A 17,671-nucleotide genomic window follows, 5' to 3' on the forward strand; every position below is an offset into this window, starting at 1 on the left:
ACACCGAAACACAGGCGGGAACAAGACCTCAGATCGCCACCAGCTTGGCCGCAATCGCCAGCATGACAAAACCGATAACAACATCCAGCACCTGCCATGCCCTTGGGCGGGCAAAGACCGGCGACAGAATCCTTGCCCCGTAGCCCAACGAGAAGAAGAAGACAAAGCTGGACAGCATCGCTCCAATAGCAAAGGCCAACCGGTCATCATATTGTGCAGATATCGACCCGATCAGAACCACCGTGTCCAGATAGACATGCGGATTCAACCAGGTGAAGGCCAGCACGGTCAGCAGGACAGACCTCAGACTTGAACGTGTCCCTTCACTGACATCCATGGAAGACCCGCCGCGCCAGGCCGATAGCAGGCTGCGCAACCCGTACCAGGTCAGAAACACAGCCCCGCCATAGCGCATGACCGGCTCGAACCAAGGAGCAGTCTGAGCAAGCGTTCCGAACCCGGCAACCCCTGCCGCAATCAGAATGGCATCCGATACGGCGCAGGTCAGGCATAGGGCAAAAACATGTTCGCGGCGCAGCCCTTGACGCAGGACAAAGGCGTTCTGCGCACCAATGGCCAAAATCAGACTAAAGCCCAGAGCGAATCCGGAAATCAGAGATGCGGACATGAAACCTCCTGTGTTCGATTTGATTGACTAGAGCCAGTCAGTCGATTTATCAAATTAAAGAAGTTACACCTGGTTAAGCTCTGCTAATGTTGCTGGATCCCAATCACCTTGCCGCACTTTCGGCCATTCTACGCCACGGAAGCTTTGACGCCGCCGCCTCAGAGCTGTCGGTGACGCCTTCGGCGATATCGCAGCGGATCAAGTCATTAGAGGATCGGATAGGCGCCGCTCTGATCACTCGTGGTGCGCCCTGCACAGCGACACCCGCCGGCTTGCGCATTGCCAGATACGCCGAGGATATCGGGCTGCTTGAGGCACAGCTGGCCCGTGAACTTGCGTTGGAGGGAACCTCTGGCCCCACCCAGGTGCGCATTGCAATTCCCGCAGACAGTTTGGCCACATGGTTCATCGCTGCGATGGCCCAAACAGATGAGTTGCTGTTCGATCTGGTAATTGATGATCAGGACCATTCGGCCGATTGGTTGCGCCGCGGTGAGGTCAGCGCGGCTGTTACCACCGGAGGGCAACCGGTCTCTGGCTGCGATGCCCATCCACTTGGGGATTTCAGGTATATTCCAACGGCCAGCCCAGGTTTTATGCATAAATGGTTCCGGGAAGGTGTAACCAAAAGCAGCCTTGCCATGGCACCGTGCCTGACCTTCAATCAAAAGGACGGTCTTCAGAAAGCCTGGTTTGCGAGAGAGTTCGGGCACCACATTTCCCCGCCATCGCATTTCCTGCCATCCTCACACGGGTTTGTGGATGCAGCGATCGCCGGCATCGGGTGGGGAATGAACCCGATTGAGTTGGTACAAAAGCCTTTGGCAGATGGCCTGTTGTGCCCCTTGATACCAGACAAGCCCCTTGATGTTCCGCTGACCTGGCAGGTCGGGCGTGTCTTATCCTCGGCCCTTTCGCCGCTGACCGCCGCTGTAAAGCGCGCGGCTGTCGACGCGCTTATTCAACGATAGACAGGATTGGCCGATCAGGATGGCTCGGGCGCTTTAGGAATCGGCGTCACCACCCGGTAACAGGCAAAAGCTGCGATCAGGCTGACCAAGACAACGATCAAAACCGCCGCCGAGACCTCTTGCATATGTGCCAGACCAGCCAGTGCCGCCGACACGATGACCGCAACAATCCGCGAGATGCTTTTCACCGCTGCCGCCCCTTTGACCCGCTGATCAAACGGGGCGATATCCAGAAAATACAACTTTCGGGCACTGCTGATGCCTGTTACCGCCACGGTCACCACAAACAGGGCAACCGCATGAGTGTGCACCTGATGACCGATATGGAGGTAATGGACCGTCAGCAGCCCTGCTCCGGTCAAGGCCACCATCAGAGTTCCGGATACCATGACCGCCCGGTGGGATTTCAGGTTAACAAACTGCCACAAAGGCGCAGAGACCAGATATCCAGAGGCCGACGAAATGATCATTGCGGTAAGACCTTTGGCCGAACTGTGATGTGCCTCGGCCGCCATCAGGGCAAAGAACGGAACCGATAGACTGACAACCACAATCGGAAGGCGCATGACCATATAGCGCCGGAACCAGGTCTGGTTGAACATCGCCAGAATATCGGTGAAATACTCGGACCAATGTCTTTTGCTTTCGTCCTCAGGCGCTGTGGAAATTTTCTGATGCGGAACTTCGGACATCGCCAGGATTGATAGGCCAGACAACAGAAAAAACACCACTGCAACTCCGATCACAACCGAATGGCGCGCAAACGGAGGGTTGCCCAGCGTGATTTGATGGACCAACAGAACAAGACCGATTGCGCCCAATCCGCCGGCGCCTAACTGCAGATATCGCATGATCATCCGTGACCTGGACTGAACGTGCGCGCCCAGCAGGTCAGTAAGCAGCAATGTCTGGATCTCACCCACGAGACCGATCAAAAAAAATGCGGCGATAAAGGCTGTGGCCGTGAACACGAGACTGCCCGTCGCGGCCGCCGCCAGAGCCATGACAAGGCAGGCCCCGATCAATACTTCGGTCATCGCGATGCTGCGTTTCTTCTGTTCGCGCAGCGCAATGACCTGGGCCAGAAACACGTCGGCGATCATGCTGCCGACCATGCGGATTGAAACCAGCGCGCCGGCGATGAACATCGGGAGTTCCAGCGAAACCGCAAGAAACGGCAAGACAATGGACGGGCTGCCAAGGGTCCAGGCGACCTGGGACAGAATACTCTGCCCGGTCAAAACAGGCACATTGCGTTTGGCCAAATCAAATTGAGGTTCGGTCATCTGCTCTTTGACTCACTGCTTCAGCTATTCGACCCAGCCTATGGGTTCGAACCTGATCGGCCAATAGCCCTATCCTCCAACCAACAAAAAACCCGGCCTGACGGCCGGGTTTCCAAATCTCAAGATGCGGGGCAGATCAAAGCTGCGCCATCACCTCATCCGAGGCTTCGAAATTGGTTGTGACGCGCTGAACGTCATCATCATCTTCCAGCGCATCGACCAGCTTCATCAGCTTTTGCATATCCTCAAGCCCCAGCTCGGTCGTGGTGCTTGGCTTCCAAACCAGTTTGGTGGATTCCGTTTCACCCAGCGCGGCCTCGAGCGCGTTCGAGACGTCGTTCAGATCGGTGTCGGCGCACCAGATGATATGACCTTCGTCCGAGCTTTCAACATCTTCCGCGCCTGCCTCAATGGCCGCTTCGAACACGGTGTCGGCATCACCAACCGTATCCGGATAGACCACTTCACCCTTGCGTTCGAACATAAAGCCGACGGAACCGGTCTCGCCAAGATTGCCGCCATTCTTGGAAAAGGTCGAGCGCACGGTCGATGCGGTCCGGTTCCGGTTGTCGGTCATCGTCTCGACGATGACGGCCACGCCGTTGGGGCCATAGCCTTCATACCGGATTTCTTCGTATTCGTCGCCGTCGCCTGCCTGCGATTTCTTGATCGCACGGTCGATCACGTCTTTGGGGACCGAGTTCGACTTAGCCTCTTTCACCGCCAGACGCAGACGCGGGTTCTTGTCGGGATCGGGGTCGCCCATCTTAGCGGCAACGGTGATCTCTTTTGACAGCTTGGAAAACAGTTTGGACCGCGCGGCGTCCTGACGTCCCTTGCGGTGCTGGATATTGGCCCATTTGGAGTGGCCTGCCATGGTGCGTCCTCGTGATAGTGATTGCGTATTTGGCGCCCATATAGACGTTTGCGGGCCATGGGATCAAGAGACCGGCTTGCGACGGCTTCTTCTGCGAGTATGTTGGCGGTATGACGACAGATCAGATCATACTTTTCGCTCTCTTTGCCACTGTATTCGGAATGCTGCTTTGGGGGCGGTTTCGCTATGATCTTGTTGCGTTTTCCGCGCTTCTGATCGGAGTGGTGTTGGGTGTAGTACCCGTCGATGACGCTTTTGCCGGTTTTGGTCACTCGGCGACCATCATCGTCGCGCTGGTTCTGGTCGTTTCGGCCGGGCTGGTCCGGTCCGGTGCGGTATTCCTGATCACGCGATCCCTGGTTGACGCGTCACGCGGCCTTGGGGCCCATATCGCCTTGATGGGCGGTATCGGGGCGGTTCTGTCCGCCTTCATGAATAACGTCGCTGCCTTGGCCCTGTTGATGCCGGTCGACATTCAGACCGCACGAAAAGCCGGACGAGCCGTCGGCCTGACCCTAATGCCGCTCAGCTTTGCAACAATTCTGGGAGGGATGGCGACCCTGATTGGCACGCCACCGAACATCATCATCGCCTCAATCCGCGCAGAAACTCTGGGCGAGCCCTTTCGTATGTTCGATTTCGCCCCTGTGGGTGGCATTGCTGCGATTGCCGGGCTAGCCTTTGTCTCACTGGTGGGCTGGCGATTGATCCCGAACCGGGGACCGCAAACCGAAACCTCTGAGGCGCTGGCCGAATATATCGCAGAACTGACCGTCCCACCGGAATCGCCGTTGATCGGCAAACGGGTCAGCGAGCTTTATGAAGATGCCGAGAAATCCGACGTCGCCATCATCGGCATGATCCGCGACGGCAAGCGCCGCTATGGCCGGTCGGCCCATGCAACACTGAATCAGGGTGACGCGCTGGTGCTTGAAGCCCGCCCCGAGGAGCTGGATGAATTCCGCGCGGCGCTGAAGCTGGATTTTTCGGACACACGTCGACAGGAGCTTCTGACCGCTGAAGGCGACGGGCTGGAAGTCGTCGAGGTTGTCGTGACCGAAAACGCCCGCATCGCCGGGCGTACGGCGCAGGGGTTGGGATTGGCATGGCGGCAGAGCACCGTTTTGATGGGCATTTCGCGCCAGGGCCGCAGCATCACCGAACAGGTCCGCAAAACCGAGGTTGAGGCTGGCGACATCCTGTTGTTGCTGTGCCCGCGTGATCGCAGCGCCGATGTGACCGAATGGCTGGGATGCCTACCGCTGGCCCAACGCGGTCTGAACGTCACCGCCAATGAAAAGGCCTGGCTTGCGATTGGCCTGTTTGCCACCGCGGTACTGGCAGCCAGTGTTGGGCTGATCTACCTGCCGGTCGCATTGGGGCTGGTTGTGGTTGCCTATGTGCTGACCAAGATCATGCCAATCGCAGATCTCTATACTCACATCGAATGGCCGGTGGTCGTTTTGCTGGGCTCGATGATCCCCCTGGGCAGCGCACTGGAAACCTCGGGCGGCACCGAACTGATCGCCAATGCGCTGATCCAGTTAACTGACGGCCTGCCTGCATGGGCTATTCTGACCGTTCTGATGGTGGTCACCATGACCCTGTCGGACGTGTTGAACAACACCGCCACGGCGATTGTGGCGGCCCCGGTCGGCATTCAGATGGCCCGCACGCTTGAGGTTTCCCCCGACCCGTTTCTGATGACGGTCGCCGTTGCAGCCTCGGCTGCGTTCCTGACGCCTATCGGGCATAAGAACAACACGCTGGTTCTGGGTCCTGGTGGCTATCGGTTCGGAGACTACTGGCGCATGGGCCTGCCGCTGGAAATCCTGATCATTGCGGTTTCGATACCCGCCATCCTTGTGTTCTGGCCGCTGTGACGGGTAAGAGCCGTTCCATGAAACAATTTCTGATCCTGCAGTTACGCCCGGAAACCGATGCGTCCGATGCCGAATATGCCTCGATTTTGGACAAGACCGGCCTGAGTTCTGAACAGACCCATCGCATCCGGTTGGATTGTGAAGACCTGCCCGACGGCTTGGACGTGACCGACTATGCCGGAGTGATCGTCGGCGGCGGCCCCGGCTGTGTCAGCGACGATCCGGCGACAAAATCGCCGACGGATGCCCGCACCGAAGCCGCCATCATGGGCCTGATGCCGCAGATCACCGCGCGCGATCATCCGTTCATGGGGTGCTGCTATGGGCTGGGTATTCTTACCGCGCATCTGGGTGGCGATGTCAGTAAAGACCAGTTCGGAGAGCCCGTCGGCCCCTCAACCTGCCACGTGACAGAGGACGGTGCGACCGATCCACTGATCTCGGGGCTGGGTCAGAGTTTTGATGCTTTTGTGGGCCATAAAGAGGCTGTGCAATCCCTGCCAGAAGGGTGCGTGCATCTGCTTGCCTCGGACCCTTGCCCGTTCCAGATGATCCGCTGGGGCCAGAATGTCTATGCCACACAGTTCCACCCCGAGGCTGATGCCCGCGACTTTGAAGAACGTATCACAATCTACAAACACCACGGCTATTTCCCGCCCGAAGATGCGCAGCGTCTGATCGACATTTGCCACGCCGCCAATGTCACTCTGCCCGGTGAAATCCTGCGCAGGTTCGCCCAACGCTACGGCTGACCCTACGGCGCGGTTGCCTGCGGCTTTGACCCTCGCTTACGCTGGTCCGAACGGCTTTGGGAGGAGTTGTAGTTGGATCTGCTTATTAATGTCGGCCTGCCACTATCGTTGGCAATAATCATGCTGTCCTTGGGTGTCGGGCTTGAGATCGCCGATTTCCGCCGGGTTGTCGGCAGACGATACCCTTTTGCGATAGGGGCGTTCTGCCAGGTGATCTTGCTTCCCATTGCGGCATTTACGACGGTCAAACTCTTAGCACTGCCACCGGAAATAGCAGTCGGTGTTATGCTCCTCAGCTTTTGCCCCGGCGGTGTTACCAGCAATATCCTGACTAAACTGGCCAAGGGTGATGTCGCTCTTTCCGTCAGCCTGACAGCCATCATCAGCTTGCTGTCGATGGTGACGGTACCCGTATTGGCCGCCTGGTCGATCAATCACTTCATGGGCGAGGACGCACCCGAGGTTTCGATCACCGGCCTCGCCATAGCGATGTTCCTGATAACCACCCTGCCCGTCGCTATCGGCGTCAGTATACGGCATTTCGCAAAAGGATTCGCAGAACGGGTCGATGCCCCTCTGTCCAAACTGGCTTCGATTCTTTTCGTCCTGATCGTTCTCGTCGCGCTGGCCGGGAACTGGGAAATGTTCGTCGAAAATTTGGGGCTGATGGGGTCGGCGTTGATCACCCTGAACATTGCGCTGCTGCTGATCGGGCTGGGACTGGCCCGCGCCGTGAACCTGTCATGGAACGAGAGCAAGACGATCTCGATCGAAACTGGCATCCAAAACTCGACTCTTGGCATCACATTGGCAGCGCTGATTACCAGCACGGAAAACGGGCTAAGCCCTCTTGCTCTGCCATCGGCCGTCTATGGTATCTTGATGTATGTCGTCGCCCTGCCATTTATCGCCTGGCTGCGCCGCAGCTGAGAGGAAAAAACATGTCCAATAACACCGCAGATGCCATTGTCGTTGGGGCTGGGCTGGCTGGGCTTGCGGCCGCGGCCGAGCTAGGCGACCGCGGAAAAAAGGTGATCATACTGGATCAGGAACCCGGTCATTTCCTCGGCGGTCAGGCGTTCTGGAGCCTCGGTGGATTGTTCATGGTCGACACGCCGGAACAGCGCCGGATGGGCATCAGGGACAGCCACGAACTGGCCTTGCGTGACTGGCAGGGCAGCGCGCAGTTTGACCGCGAAGAAGACGCTTGGCCCCGCAAATGGGCCGAGGCTTATGTCGAATTCGCCGCCGGTGAAATGCGGCCCTGGCTGCACGATATGGGGCTGCGATGGTTTCCTGTGGTTGGATGGGCCGAACGTGGCGGTTCTTATGCCGATGGACATGGCAATTCGGTACCTCGGTTCCACATCACATGGGGCACCGGCCCTGGTATTCTGGAACATTTCATCCGTCGCGTGCGCGAACATGTCAGCACAGGCCTGATCCAGCTGAAGTTCCGCCACCAAGTCAGCCATATCATTATGCAAAACGGCTGTGCCAAAGGCGTCTCGGGAGAGGTCTTGGCTGAGGACGCAGCCGCGCATGGCGCCAAGACCAACCGGGAAGAGGTCGGGGAATTCGAGGTCTATGCTCCTTCGGTCATCGTCAGTTCGGGCGGTATTGGTGGCAATTTCGAAATGGTGCGCAAGAACTGGCCGCGCGACCGCCTGGGCGAACCACCCAAAGACATGATCGCGGGCGTGCCGTTCCACGTTGACGGTCGGATGATCCCTATCAGCGAAAAGGCCGGTGGGCATGTGATCAACGGCGACCGGATGTGGCATTACACCGAGGGCGTCAAAAACTGGAACCCGATCTGGCCATCGCACGGAATTCGTATCCTGCCCGGCCCAAGCTCTATGTGGTTTGACGCGCGCGGCAATCGTCTGTTGCCCCCTTGTTTGCCGGGGTTCGACACGTTGGGCACGCTGAAAGAGATCCTGAAAACCGGTTATGAATACAGCTGGTTTGTGCTGACCCAAAAGGTAATCAAAAAGGAATTTGCGCTCTCCGGGTCGGAACAGAACCCGGATTTCACCTCGGGCAGCTGGAAAGAGGTTATCCGTCAGCGCATTTTGTCAGGATCGCAAGCCACCGCGCCGGTCGAGGCCTTCAAACAACACGGGGAAGATTTCATCGTTGCCAACACTCTGACCGAACTGGTCAGCGGCATGAACCAACTGGGTGGCGATCTGATCAATGAGGCGCATTTGCGCGCCCAGATCGAAGCGCGGGACTCACAGGTCGACAACCCTTTTACCAAGGACGCGCAGATGGCGGCTATTCTGGCGGCCCGCAACTATCGGGGTGACAGGTTGATCCGCACCGCCAAACCACACAAGTTCCTTGATCCTGCGAATGGGCCGCTAATCGCGGTCAAACTTCACATGCTGACGCGCAAAACGCTGGGCGGTTTGCAGACCAACCTCGACAGTCAGATGATCGGTGCAAACGGTCAGGTCGTTCCCGGGCTGTTCGCCGCAGGAGAGGTCGCCGGTTTCGGCGGCGGCGGCTATCACGGATACAACGCGCTGGAAGGCACATTTCTGGGCGGCTGCATCTTTTCCGGGCGCAACGCAGGACGGTCGCGCGCTGTGGCCTGATTACTGCGTGCGTATGAATTTCAGAACTGGGTCGCCTGCGCTGTCCAGCAGCGCAAGGCTATCGCCCGCCACCGCATAGGACACCACGTTTTGCAGGGCGGCAAAGAACTGATCCTCGACCTGCTCCATCTCGGGCGGGCAGGCCATCAAAGTGGCCGCAATATTGTCTGGAAACGTAAGCGAATTTCCGGAAATTTCGGCCTGCCCTGTGAAACGGTTGCAACCGCCTGAGCCGCTAAAGGCACCGCCTTGCGCAAAATCAAGTTGCGGTGCGCGTTCGCTGTTCAGCACGGCCCCATTCACACCAATCGCCGTCCAGCTTGTGTTTTCCAGCCCCGCCGACGTGGGGCCGCCCGTCTTGACCAACAAAAGGTCGGCCGTATCCGGCGCACCATTGGTCAGGACCGGATACACAGTGTCGGTCGTAAACAGCAGTTGTGACCCACGATATATTGCCCCCCGCACCGCATAGGTCATCCCGTCACGGATCAGAGCATCATCATAGGTCAATTCAAACTCGGCAGGCACCCCGCTCAGCACGTAGCGCTGCGCAGCCAGCGTTACCGCTGGCGCATCCGCAAGCGATATATTCTGCAGCTCGATATAAAGCGTCGCGTCTTCAGGCACGGCAATCCGTTCGCGATAGGAGGCGGTACCGGTCACCGAACCAGCCGATACATCGCTGCCAATCAGCGCCACCATAATCGCACCCATTACGATCAACTGACCAAATTTTGGAAAAGGCATAATCCCGTCCTTTCGTCCAAGTTCTAGAGGAAAAGATTGTGTCTGGATCAGCCTTTACAAGACCGTCAGTGCAAAACCGGCGGGTTCGCGCCGGAATTACAGCGGCCAGATCAACGGAATAAGCAACGAAGCAAGCAGCCCTACCGTCAGGTTCAAGGGGATGCCAACCTTCATGAAATCGACAAACCGATATCCCCCCGGACCATAGACCATCATGTTGGTCTGATATCCGATTGGTGTCGCAAAGGATGCAGATGCCGCCAACATCACCGCAACTACCAGCGGCCTTGGGTCTACGCCGACGGCCTGCGCCAACCCGATTGCGATCGGCGTGACCACTACCGCAACGGCGTTGTTGGAGACGAGTTCGGTAAGCACCGAGGTCAAAACATAGATGGCCCAAACGATCAGGAACGGAGGCAGCGTGCTGAGCCCGGGCGCAATTGCATCGACGATCAGGGAAACCGCCCCGGACTTATCAAGCGCGGCCCCGATGGCCAGCATCGAGAATATCAATGCCAGAAGTCGGCCCTCGATAAAGGAAAACGCCTCATCCGCGTCTATGCAGCGGGTGACCAGAACCAGAGCGACCGCAAGAATGGAGAGCAACAGAATTGGCGCCACACCCAATGCGGCCAATACAACGATCCCGATCAATGCCCCAATCGCCACCGGAGCGTGATTGCGGCGGAACGCCCGCGCCGAGGGCTGTGTCACGTCGACCATATCCATATCAGCGGCAAGCTTCTGGATATCGGCAGGTGATCCCTCCAACAGCAGAGTATCCCCGACTCGCACCACGAGGTCGTCTAGTTGACGACCGATATTCTGGTTCCGCCGATGTACCGCCAGAACGTAGACACCATAGCGGCGGCGCAGGCGCATCACGCCCAGCGTTCGCCCAACCATACGGCACCCCGGTGTGATCAGCACTTCGACCGTTTTGGTCTCGACCGCAGAAACCTGATCAACACGCTTTAACTCTTTGTTGCTTTGCAGGCTCAGCAACTCGGTCATCTCGGTCCGCAGGACCACGCGATCCCCAACCTCAAGTGTCACCCCTTTGAGGTTGCGCCGCAAAGACTCGTCCCCGCGGACCACGTCGATCAGACGGACGCCGGGGCGTTTGAACAGTTGCACCCCTGTCACCTCGCGCCCGATCAGGTTGCTGTCGGGCGGGATGACGGCCTCGGTGAAGAATTTCATCTTGGACCGGTCACTGAGAAGCGAGGCCATGCTATCGCGTTCAGGCAGCAGGCGCGGCGCAACAAAGCGCAGATAGATCATGCCGTAGATCACCACTGCGATGCCCAAGGGCGTGACTTCGAAAATCGTGAATGCAGCCAGACCCTGAGATCGCGCGACACCATCCACAAGCAGGTTGGTCGAGGTGCCGATCAGTGTCAGCGTCCCCCCCATGATGGCAGCATAGCTGAGCGGGATCAGCAATTTCGAGGCCGGCACGTTCAACGTGCGGGCAATCTGTACAAATACCGGGATCATCACGACGACCACGGGTGTGTTTGACACCACCGCCGAGGCCAGAACCACAAACCCCATCAGCATGGCAATCGCGATACGCGGGTTAACCTGTGCCTGTTTCTGCGCAGTTACGGTAAAGGAATCCAATGCTCCGGTTCTGACCAGAGCCCCCATGACGATGAACATCGCCGCAATCGTCCATGGCGCAGGATTGGACAGAACTGCCAACGCGCTTTGATAGGGCAGGATACCGGTCACCAGCATCAGGGCAACGCCCGCGATGGCGACAACCTCGGTCGGGTAAGCCTCGCGCAGGAACATGACAAACATGCCTGCGACAACCAATAGCGCCACGATCGCGCTGCCCGTTTCTGTCAGTTGAAGAAATTGCATTCGTGGTATTCAGTCCGAACCCTGGCCCAGCTTGCGCGCCCGTCGGGCAGTTTCCCGTATTGCGGGCAGCAGGGCAAGCCCAACGTCGCGCTATTGCGGCCCGGCTTGTTGCAAGCGACCCCCAACGCGCACCATTTGCACGGATTTTGCCTGACCATTGCGATCATCGGTTTCCACGAACACACCGCTTAGCGTTGCTTCGCCATTTGCAGGCGTAAACCGCGCCTTGGGCATCCCGGTGATGAACCGACGCATCGGTTCTAGCTTTTCCATACCAATGACAGAATCGTAATCCCCGCACATCCCGGCATCAGTCAGATAGGCTGTTCCCCCCGGAAGGATCTGAGCATCCGCGGTCGGAACATGCGTATGCGTCCCGACCACCAGGCTGGCGCGCTTGTCGCAGTAATGCCCCATCGCCATCTTCTCGGATGTGGCTTCGCAATGCATGTCAACGATGATCGCCTGGGCCTGACCGCCGCGCGGGTGTGACTTCAGAATTGGCTCGATGGCCGAGAATGGATCATCGAAGGGCCGCTTCATAAAGACCTGCCCCAGCACCTGTACAACCAGAACCTTGCGCCCGCCAGGGGCGGTATAGAGACGATGCCCGCGCCCCGGAGCACCCTTAGCAAAGTTAACGGGGCGCACAATGCGCGGTTCGCTCTCAATGAATTGCAACATGTCCTTCTGGTCGAAAGCGTGGTCGCCCAGCGTCAGACAATCCGCCCCTGCATCTAACAGCAGCTTGGCATGATCCCCGGTCAAACCCATTCCGTTCGAGGCATTCTCACCATTGATCACCACGAAATCCAGCCGCCATTCGTCGCGCAGACGTGGCAGATGTTGCTGAACGGCCGCGCGTCCAGCGCGGCCCATAACGTCACCCAGAAAAAGTATCCTCATAGAAACCGTCTAAGTGTGGCAATTCGCAAGTACAAGCCGTTAAGCTGACCCAATGAACGGCAAAACTCTTTATTTAGGAGATTCTTTATGTTTCGGATCGGTCTGACCTTTGGTGTCTGTGCCACCCTTGCTGCCTGCTCGGAAGAGCAAGCGGTCAACTCAAACCCACAGCTGCCAAACCCCTCGGCCATCTATTGCATCGACAGCGGTGGGCGGTATGAAATTCGGGACGGAGAGAATGGCCAGACCGGCGTGTGCATATTGCCTGATGGCACCGAAAAAAATGCCTGGGAATATTTTCGCGCTAAAAACCAGGGCTGATACCTTCGTTAAAAGGTCAACACTCGGCTTTCGGTTACTACCATATCAAGCGGCTGATCCGTCGATTCCAGCGGCAGCCCGTCTGCTTCTTGCGCATCGAAGGCAAAACCGATGGCCAGAGTCGGGCGTTTCACGCGCAGCCCTTCCAATGTCCGGTCATAGAACCCGCCCCCATAACCCAGACGCCCCCCATTTGCATCGAATGCCACCAGCGGAACGATCAGAATTTCGGGATCGAAATAGTCATCGACCTCGGGCACTTTGGCGCCAAACGGGCCATCCTTCAGCCTGCCTTCGGGCGTCCAACGAGAGAATTTCAGCGGCTGTCCGGCCGCCTGAATAACCGGTACGCCCACCGGGCCGTAAGCGGACGCCTCGGCCATGGCGGGCAGCGGGTCACTCTCGGTCCGGATGGGCATATAACCCGACAGGGGTACTCCGCGGTGCCCGGCCAGAATTTCAGACAGTCGCCCGGCGGCACCGGGCGGATTTGCATCAAACGCAGATTTGCGCCGGGCAAAGGCCGCCTTGCGCGCGGCAGCTTTGATTTCGGTCAGATCGGTCACAATAGCACCACGCTGGCAAGCCCAAGAAAGATAAAGAATCCCATGACATCCGTCGTTGTCGTCACAAAGGTTCCTGACGCCAGCGCCGGGTCAATACCCATCCGGTCTAGCACGACCGGTACTACCGTACCTGCAAAGCCTGCGATCACCATGTTCACGACCAGAGCGGAGCCAATCACGACACCCAGCAACGGCAAGCCGAACCAATACATTCCCACCACGCCCAGAACGGTGGCAAAACACAGCCCGTTCAACATGCCCACCAGCAGTTCCCGTCGGATCACCCGCATCACGTTCGCACCGGTCAGGTCGCGCGTTGCCAGGGCTCGCACTGCGACAGTCAGCGATTGTGTCCCCGCATTGCCCCCCATCGAGGCCACAATCGGCATCAGAATGGCCAACGCCACCAACTGATCAATCGCCGCCTCGAATTGGGAAATCACCAGCGAGGCGCAGATCGAAGTACACAGGTTGACCGCCAACCACGGCAGGCGTCGCCTGCTGGTCGCGGCCACACTGTCGGACAGCGAGCTTTCGTTGCTGACACCGGCTAGGCGCAGCATATCCTCTTCGTATTCCTCATCCAGCACCACCATCGCGTCATCAATGGTGATCACACCAACAAGCCGTCCGTCACCATCCACCACTGGGGCCGAGATCAGGTGGTACTGATTGAACGCATAGGCCACGTCCTCTTCATCCTGATCGACGGGAATGGTATAGAACTCTTCTTCGGCAATTTCGTGCAGAGGCACCTCGCGCCGGGTGGCCATGAGTTTGCCTAGTGTTACCTGTGCTGTTGGCTTCAACCGCGGATCAACAAGAACCAAATGGTAGAATTGTTCTGGCAGTCCGTCATTGGCACGCATAAAGTCAATGGCCTGCCCAACTGTCCAATGCTCGGGCGCCATGACGACTTCGCGTTGCATAAGCCGTCCGGCCGAGTTTTCCGGGTAGGATAACGCCTGTTCGGCCGCGATCCGTTCGGAATCCTCCAGCGCACTCAGGATGGCTTCTTGCTGCGGCTCTTCAAGATCTTCCAGCAGATCGACGACATCATCGCTTTCCATGTCGCGTACAGCATCCGCCAGAACATCGGGACGCAGGACTTCAATAACTTCTTCCCTGACACCTTCGTCCAGTTCAGACAGAATATCGCCGTCGAACTCTTTGTCATACAGACGGATCAACCGGGCGCGGTCATAAGGGTTGATCTGTTCCAGAAGGTCGGCGATGTCGGCAGCGTGCAGCGGGTCCATCAATTCGACCAGCTTGTCGCGGTCATCAACATCAACTGCATACAGAATGGATGCTACCGTTCGACGATCCAGTGCATAAGCGTCATCATCAGAAGTCGGCTCACTTACGGGTTCGTTAATACCTGTTGTCATATCTGCCCCCGCTCTGTTCGCCCATTGGCCCCTAAATAGAAGAAGCAGCTACCGGAAAACAATGACAATGCGCCGATTTACCGACAACTTTCCTGCCCCTATGCTGTTTCGCAGTCCCAGACAGGCGGAGATGAATGAGTATGGCGCAAAAAACGCTGCTGAAAGGGCGTGTCCTGAGTTTCACTGGCACCCCGTTCGAGGGCGAACCGACCGAGGCTGTCAAAATCAGCGAAGCGGTTCTGATCGAAAACGGTCGGATTTCCAGCGTATCGGATGCCGACAGTCTGCACAATGCCCACCCCGAGGCAAAAGTCGTGGATCATGGTCAGCACGTGATCCTTGCAGGATTTGTTGATGCGCATGTGCATTATCCGCAGACCGCCATGATCGCCAGTTGGGGCAAACGCCTGATCGACTGGCTGAACACCTATACCTTCCCCGAAGAGATGAAATTCGGCGATGCAGCCTATGCCTCTGAGATTGCCAACCGGTATCTGGACCTGACAGCGGCACATGGCACCACCACGATGTGCAGCTATTGCACCATCCATCCCGAGAGTGTTGATGCCTTTTTCCTTGCGGCCAAACAACGCGGTCAACGGGTGGTTGCGGGCAAAACCTGCATGGATCGCAACGCACCCGATGGTCTGAGAGATACCGTGCAAACTGCCTATGACCAATCCCAGACTCTGCTTGAGAAATGGCACGGGATCGATCGCCTGTCCTATGCCATAACGCCGCGTTTCTCACCTACCTCCACACCCGAGCAGTTAGAGGCCATGGGCGCATTATGGGCAGAGCATCCCCATTGCCTGATGCAAACCCATCTCAGCGAACAGACTGATGAAATTGCCTGGGTACGCGAGCTGTTTCCCGACGCCCGCGATTATCTGGACACCTATGAAAAGTTCGGCCTGCTGGGCCCCAACGGCCTGTATGGCCACGTCATCCACCTTGAGGCACGTGAACGCGACCGGCTGCGTGAGGTCGACGCTGCGTTGATCCATTGTCCGACCTCAAACACCTTTATCGGGTCAGGACTGTTCGACATGGCAGGGTTGATGCGCGACGGACACCGGGTTGGTCTGGCAACGGATACTGGTGGCGGTTCAAGTTTCTCGATGCTGCGCACGATGGCATCGGCCTATGAGATCGGACAGCTGCGCGGAACCCCGCTGCACGCCGCGCAACTGCTGTGGCTGGGCACCGTAGGGTCGGCCCGAACGCTGAGGCTGGATGACAGCATCGGCAATATCGCCCCGGGAATGGAGGCCGACCTGATCGTGCTCGATCTCGCCTCAACCCCGGCCATCGCGCAACGCGAGGCCTGCGCCGATGATTTGTGGGAGGCCATCTTTCCCACCATCATGATGGGCGATGACAGGGCGATTGCCGAGGTTTGGATCGCAGGTCAACCTGTCAGGACCTAGGATTGCAAGGCAAGGGCCAATCGGTTCTGCCGTTCAATCACCCGGGGCAGATCCAGCGTTGCGATCTGCCCGTCCCGCACGATCTGACGGCCTTCGACAAACAGGTGCTTTACCCTCGTCGGACCGGCAAGCAACAGGGCTGCCGGATCCCAACTGCCCGCGCTTTCGATGCCGCGCGTATCCCAAATGGCTATATCGGCACGCTTACCGATAGCCAGACGGCCGCAATCAGGTCGGTTCAAGACATCCGCCCCACCCCGCGTGGCAATTTCAAGCGCCTCGCGAGAGGACATGGCATCGGCACCGCTTGCGACGCGCTGCAACAACATAGCCTGCCGCGCCTCGAGGATCAGATTGCCGCTGTCATTACTGGCCGACCCATCGACGCCCAGACCCACAGGCACGCCGCGATCTCGCATCGACCGTACAGGGGCAATCCCCGAGCCCAACCGGCAGTTCGAACAGGGACAGTGCGCCACGCCTGTGCGGGACCGTGCAAACAGATCAATCTCTGCCCCGTCCAGTTTCACGCAATGGGCGTGCCAGACATCTGAGCCGGTCCAGCCCAAATCCTCGGCATATTGACCGGGGCGGCAGCCGAATTGTTCCTGCGAATAGGCGATATCCTCGTCATTCTCGGCCAGATGGGTATGCAGCATGACGCCTTTGTCACGGGCCAGATTGGCCGTGTCTCGCATCAAGTCGCGACTGACAGAGAACGGCGAGCAAGGTGCCAGCCCGACCCGACACATTGCACCCTCTGACGGGTCATGAAAGGCGTCGACCACACGCATCATGTCTTCGAGAATAGCTGCTTCGGCCTCGACCAGTGAATCCGGCGGCAAGCCACCATCGCTTTCACCAATACTCATAGCGCCACGTGTTGGGTGGAACCGCAGGCCAACCTCGGCAGCCGCAGCAATGGTGTCATCCAGACGCGCACCGTTCGGATATAGATACAAGTGGTCGGAACTGAGCGTGCATCCCGTCAACGCCAGCTCGGCTAAACCGATCTGGGCGGATACGAACATCTCTTCGGGGCCAAATCGCGACCAGATCGGATAGAGCGTTTTCAGCCATCCGAACAAAAGCGCATCCTGTCCGCCAGGAACGGCGCGGGTCAGGGTCTGGTACAGATGGTGGTGCGTGTTCACGAGGCCGGGCGTAACCACACATCCGCTTGCATCATGGATCTCAGCGCTCGCCTGCAACCCATGGCCGATCTGTTCAATCTGTCCATCTCGGATCAGAATATCCGCGCCAGAAAGTTCTCGGCGCTGGTCATCCATGGTCAGGATCGTGTCTGCATTTATGATGAGGATATCAGTCATCTTGCTCTCCTTGCATCGCCCGTTTCATGCATGGAGTGCAAAAGCTGGCGGAAAACGGGCACAAGAACCAGCCGGCTCAAGGTTAATCCGCTCGCCGGGTCGCC

Annotated in this window: 16 protein-coding genes; 7 read left to right on the top strand and 9 right to left on the bottom strand. The window is 58.1% G+C overall.

Translation table 11 applies throughout. The features are described from left to right. Positions 1-28: 28 nt before the first annotated feature. On the bottom strand, positions 29-628 hold the full coding sequence (locus AC2FIZ_RS06755) for a LysE/ArgO family amino acid transporter (protein WP_281972730.1): 600 nt from the start codon (positions 626-628) through the stop codon (positions 29-31). Positions 629-714: 86 nt separating this feature from the next. Between AC2FIZ_RS06755 and AC2FIZ_RS06760 the strand changes: the two genes are divergently transcribed. Continuing rightward, positions 715-1,599: a LysR family transcriptional regulator ArgP gene (locus AC2FIZ_RS06760; protein ID WP_281972729.1), complete on the top strand. Its 885-nt coding sequence runs from the start codon at positions 715-717 to the stop codon at positions 1,597-1,599. Between the two features lie 14 nt (positions 1,600-1,613). Here AC2FIZ_RS06760 and AC2FIZ_RS06765 read toward each other — a convergent pair whose 3' ends face one another. Both AC2FIZ_RS06765 and AC2FIZ_RS06770 read right to left on the bottom strand, forming a co-directional pair. Continuing rightward, positions 1,614-2,885, bottom strand: coding sequence for a permease (locus AC2FIZ_RS06765; RefSeq protein ID WP_281972728.1), 1,272 nt, complete (start codon positions 2,883-2,885; stop codon positions 1,614-1,616). 136 nt (positions 2,886-3,021) lie between these two features. Continuing rightward, positions 3,022-3,762: a YebC/PmpR family DNA-binding transcriptional regulator gene (locus tag AC2FIZ_RS06770; protein ID WP_142636775.1), complete on the bottom strand. Its 741-nt coding sequence runs from the start codon at positions 3,760-3,762 to the stop codon at positions 3,022-3,024. Positions 3,763-3,872: 110 nt separating this feature from the next. Between AC2FIZ_RS06770 and AC2FIZ_RS06775 the strand changes: the two genes are divergently transcribed. From AC2FIZ_RS06775 to AC2FIZ_RS06790, 4 genes are all read left to right on the top strand, one after another. Further along, positions 3,873-5,645: an SLC13 family permease gene (locus AC2FIZ_RS06775; RefSeq protein WP_496790797.1), complete on the top strand. Its 1,773-nt coding sequence runs from the start codon at positions 3,873-3,875 to the stop codon at positions 5,643-5,645. Between the two features lie 17 nt (positions 5,646-5,662). After that, positions 5,663-6,397, top strand: coding sequence for a glutamine amidotransferase (locus AC2FIZ_RS06780; RefSeq protein ID WP_271949429.1), 735 nt, complete (start codon positions 5,663-5,665; stop codon positions 6,395-6,397). Positions 6,398-6,469: 72 nt separating this feature from the next. Continuing rightward, positions 6,470-7,327 (top strand): bile acid:sodium symporter family protein, encoded by an 858-nt coding sequence (locus tag AC2FIZ_RS06785; protein WP_496790798.1) that lies wholly within the window; start codon positions 6,470-6,472, stop codon positions 7,325-7,327. Between the two features lie 11 nt (positions 7,328-7,338). Further along, a complete protein-coding gene (locus AC2FIZ_RS06790) occupies positions 7,339-9,000 on the top strand; it encodes an FAD-binding dehydrogenase (RefSeq protein ID WP_281994930.1) in 1,662 nt (553 codons plus the stop codon). On the opposite strand, the gene AC2FIZ_RS06795 is transcribed toward AC2FIZ_RS06790, so the two are convergent. The 3 genes from AC2FIZ_RS06795 to AC2FIZ_RS06805 all read right to left on the bottom strand — a co-directional run bounded on the left by AC2FIZ_RS06795 (position 9,001) and on the right by AC2FIZ_RS06805 (position 12,528). Next, a complete protein-coding gene (locus tag AC2FIZ_RS06795; protein ID WP_281994931.1) occupies positions 9,001-9,747 on the bottom strand; it encodes a YbaY family lipoprotein in 747 nt (248 codons plus the stop codon). Positions 9,748-9,843: 96 nt separating this feature from the next. Then, a complete protein-coding gene (locus AC2FIZ_RS06800) occupies positions 9,844-11,622 on the bottom strand; it encodes an SLC13 family permease (protein WP_281994932.1) in 1,779 nt (592 codons plus the stop codon). Between the two features lie 90 nt (positions 11,623-11,712). Next, a complete protein-coding gene (locus AC2FIZ_RS06805) occupies positions 11,713-12,528 on the bottom strand; it encodes a TIGR00282 family metallophosphoesterase (RefSeq protein ID WP_142636761.1) in 816 nt (271 codons plus the stop codon). A gap of 87 nt (positions 12,529-12,615) precedes the next feature. Between AC2FIZ_RS06805 and AC2FIZ_RS06810 the strand changes: the two genes are divergently transcribed. Further along, positions 12,616-12,849, top strand: coding sequence for a putative hemolysin (locus tag AC2FIZ_RS06810; protein WP_142636759.1), 234 nt, complete (start codon positions 12,616-12,618; stop codon positions 12,847-12,849). An 8-nt stretch (positions 12,850-12,857) separates the two neighbouring features. Here AC2FIZ_RS06810 and AC2FIZ_RS06815 read toward each other — a convergent pair whose 3' ends face one another. Then, a complete protein-coding gene (locus AC2FIZ_RS06815; protein WP_281994934.1) occupies positions 12,858-13,415 on the bottom strand; it encodes a 5-formyltetrahydrofolate cyclo-ligase in 558 nt (185 codons plus the stop codon). Beyond that, positions 13,412-14,806 carry a magnesium transporter gene (gene mgtE / locus AC2FIZ_RS06820; RefSeq protein ID WP_281994935.1) on the bottom strand — a complete coding sequence of 465 codons (1,395 nt, stop codon included), beginning with the start codon at positions 14,804-14,806 and terminating at the stop codon, positions 13,412-13,414. The genes AC2FIZ_RS06815 and mgtE overlap by 4 nt, the downstream gene beginning before the upstream one ends. Before the next feature lie 140 nt (positions 14,807-14,946). Between mgtE and guaD the strand changes: the two genes are divergently transcribed. Beyond that, on the top strand, positions 14,947-16,236 hold the full coding sequence (gene guaD, locus AC2FIZ_RS06825) for a guanine deaminase (protein ID WP_282027586.1): 1,290 nt from the start codon (positions 14,947-14,949) through the stop codon (positions 16,234-16,236). Here the strand turns inward: guaD and AC2FIZ_RS06830 are convergent. Next, a complete protein-coding gene (locus tag AC2FIZ_RS06830) occupies positions 16,233-17,567 on the bottom strand; it encodes an 8-oxoguanine deaminase (RefSeq protein ID WP_496728960.1) in 1,335 nt (444 codons plus the stop codon). The two genes, guaD and AC2FIZ_RS06830, sit on opposite strands and share 4 nt — an antisense overlap. Positions 17,568-17,671 lie beyond the last annotated feature (104 nt).

The organism is Ruegeria sp. CDSB022 (assembly GCF_059611145.1).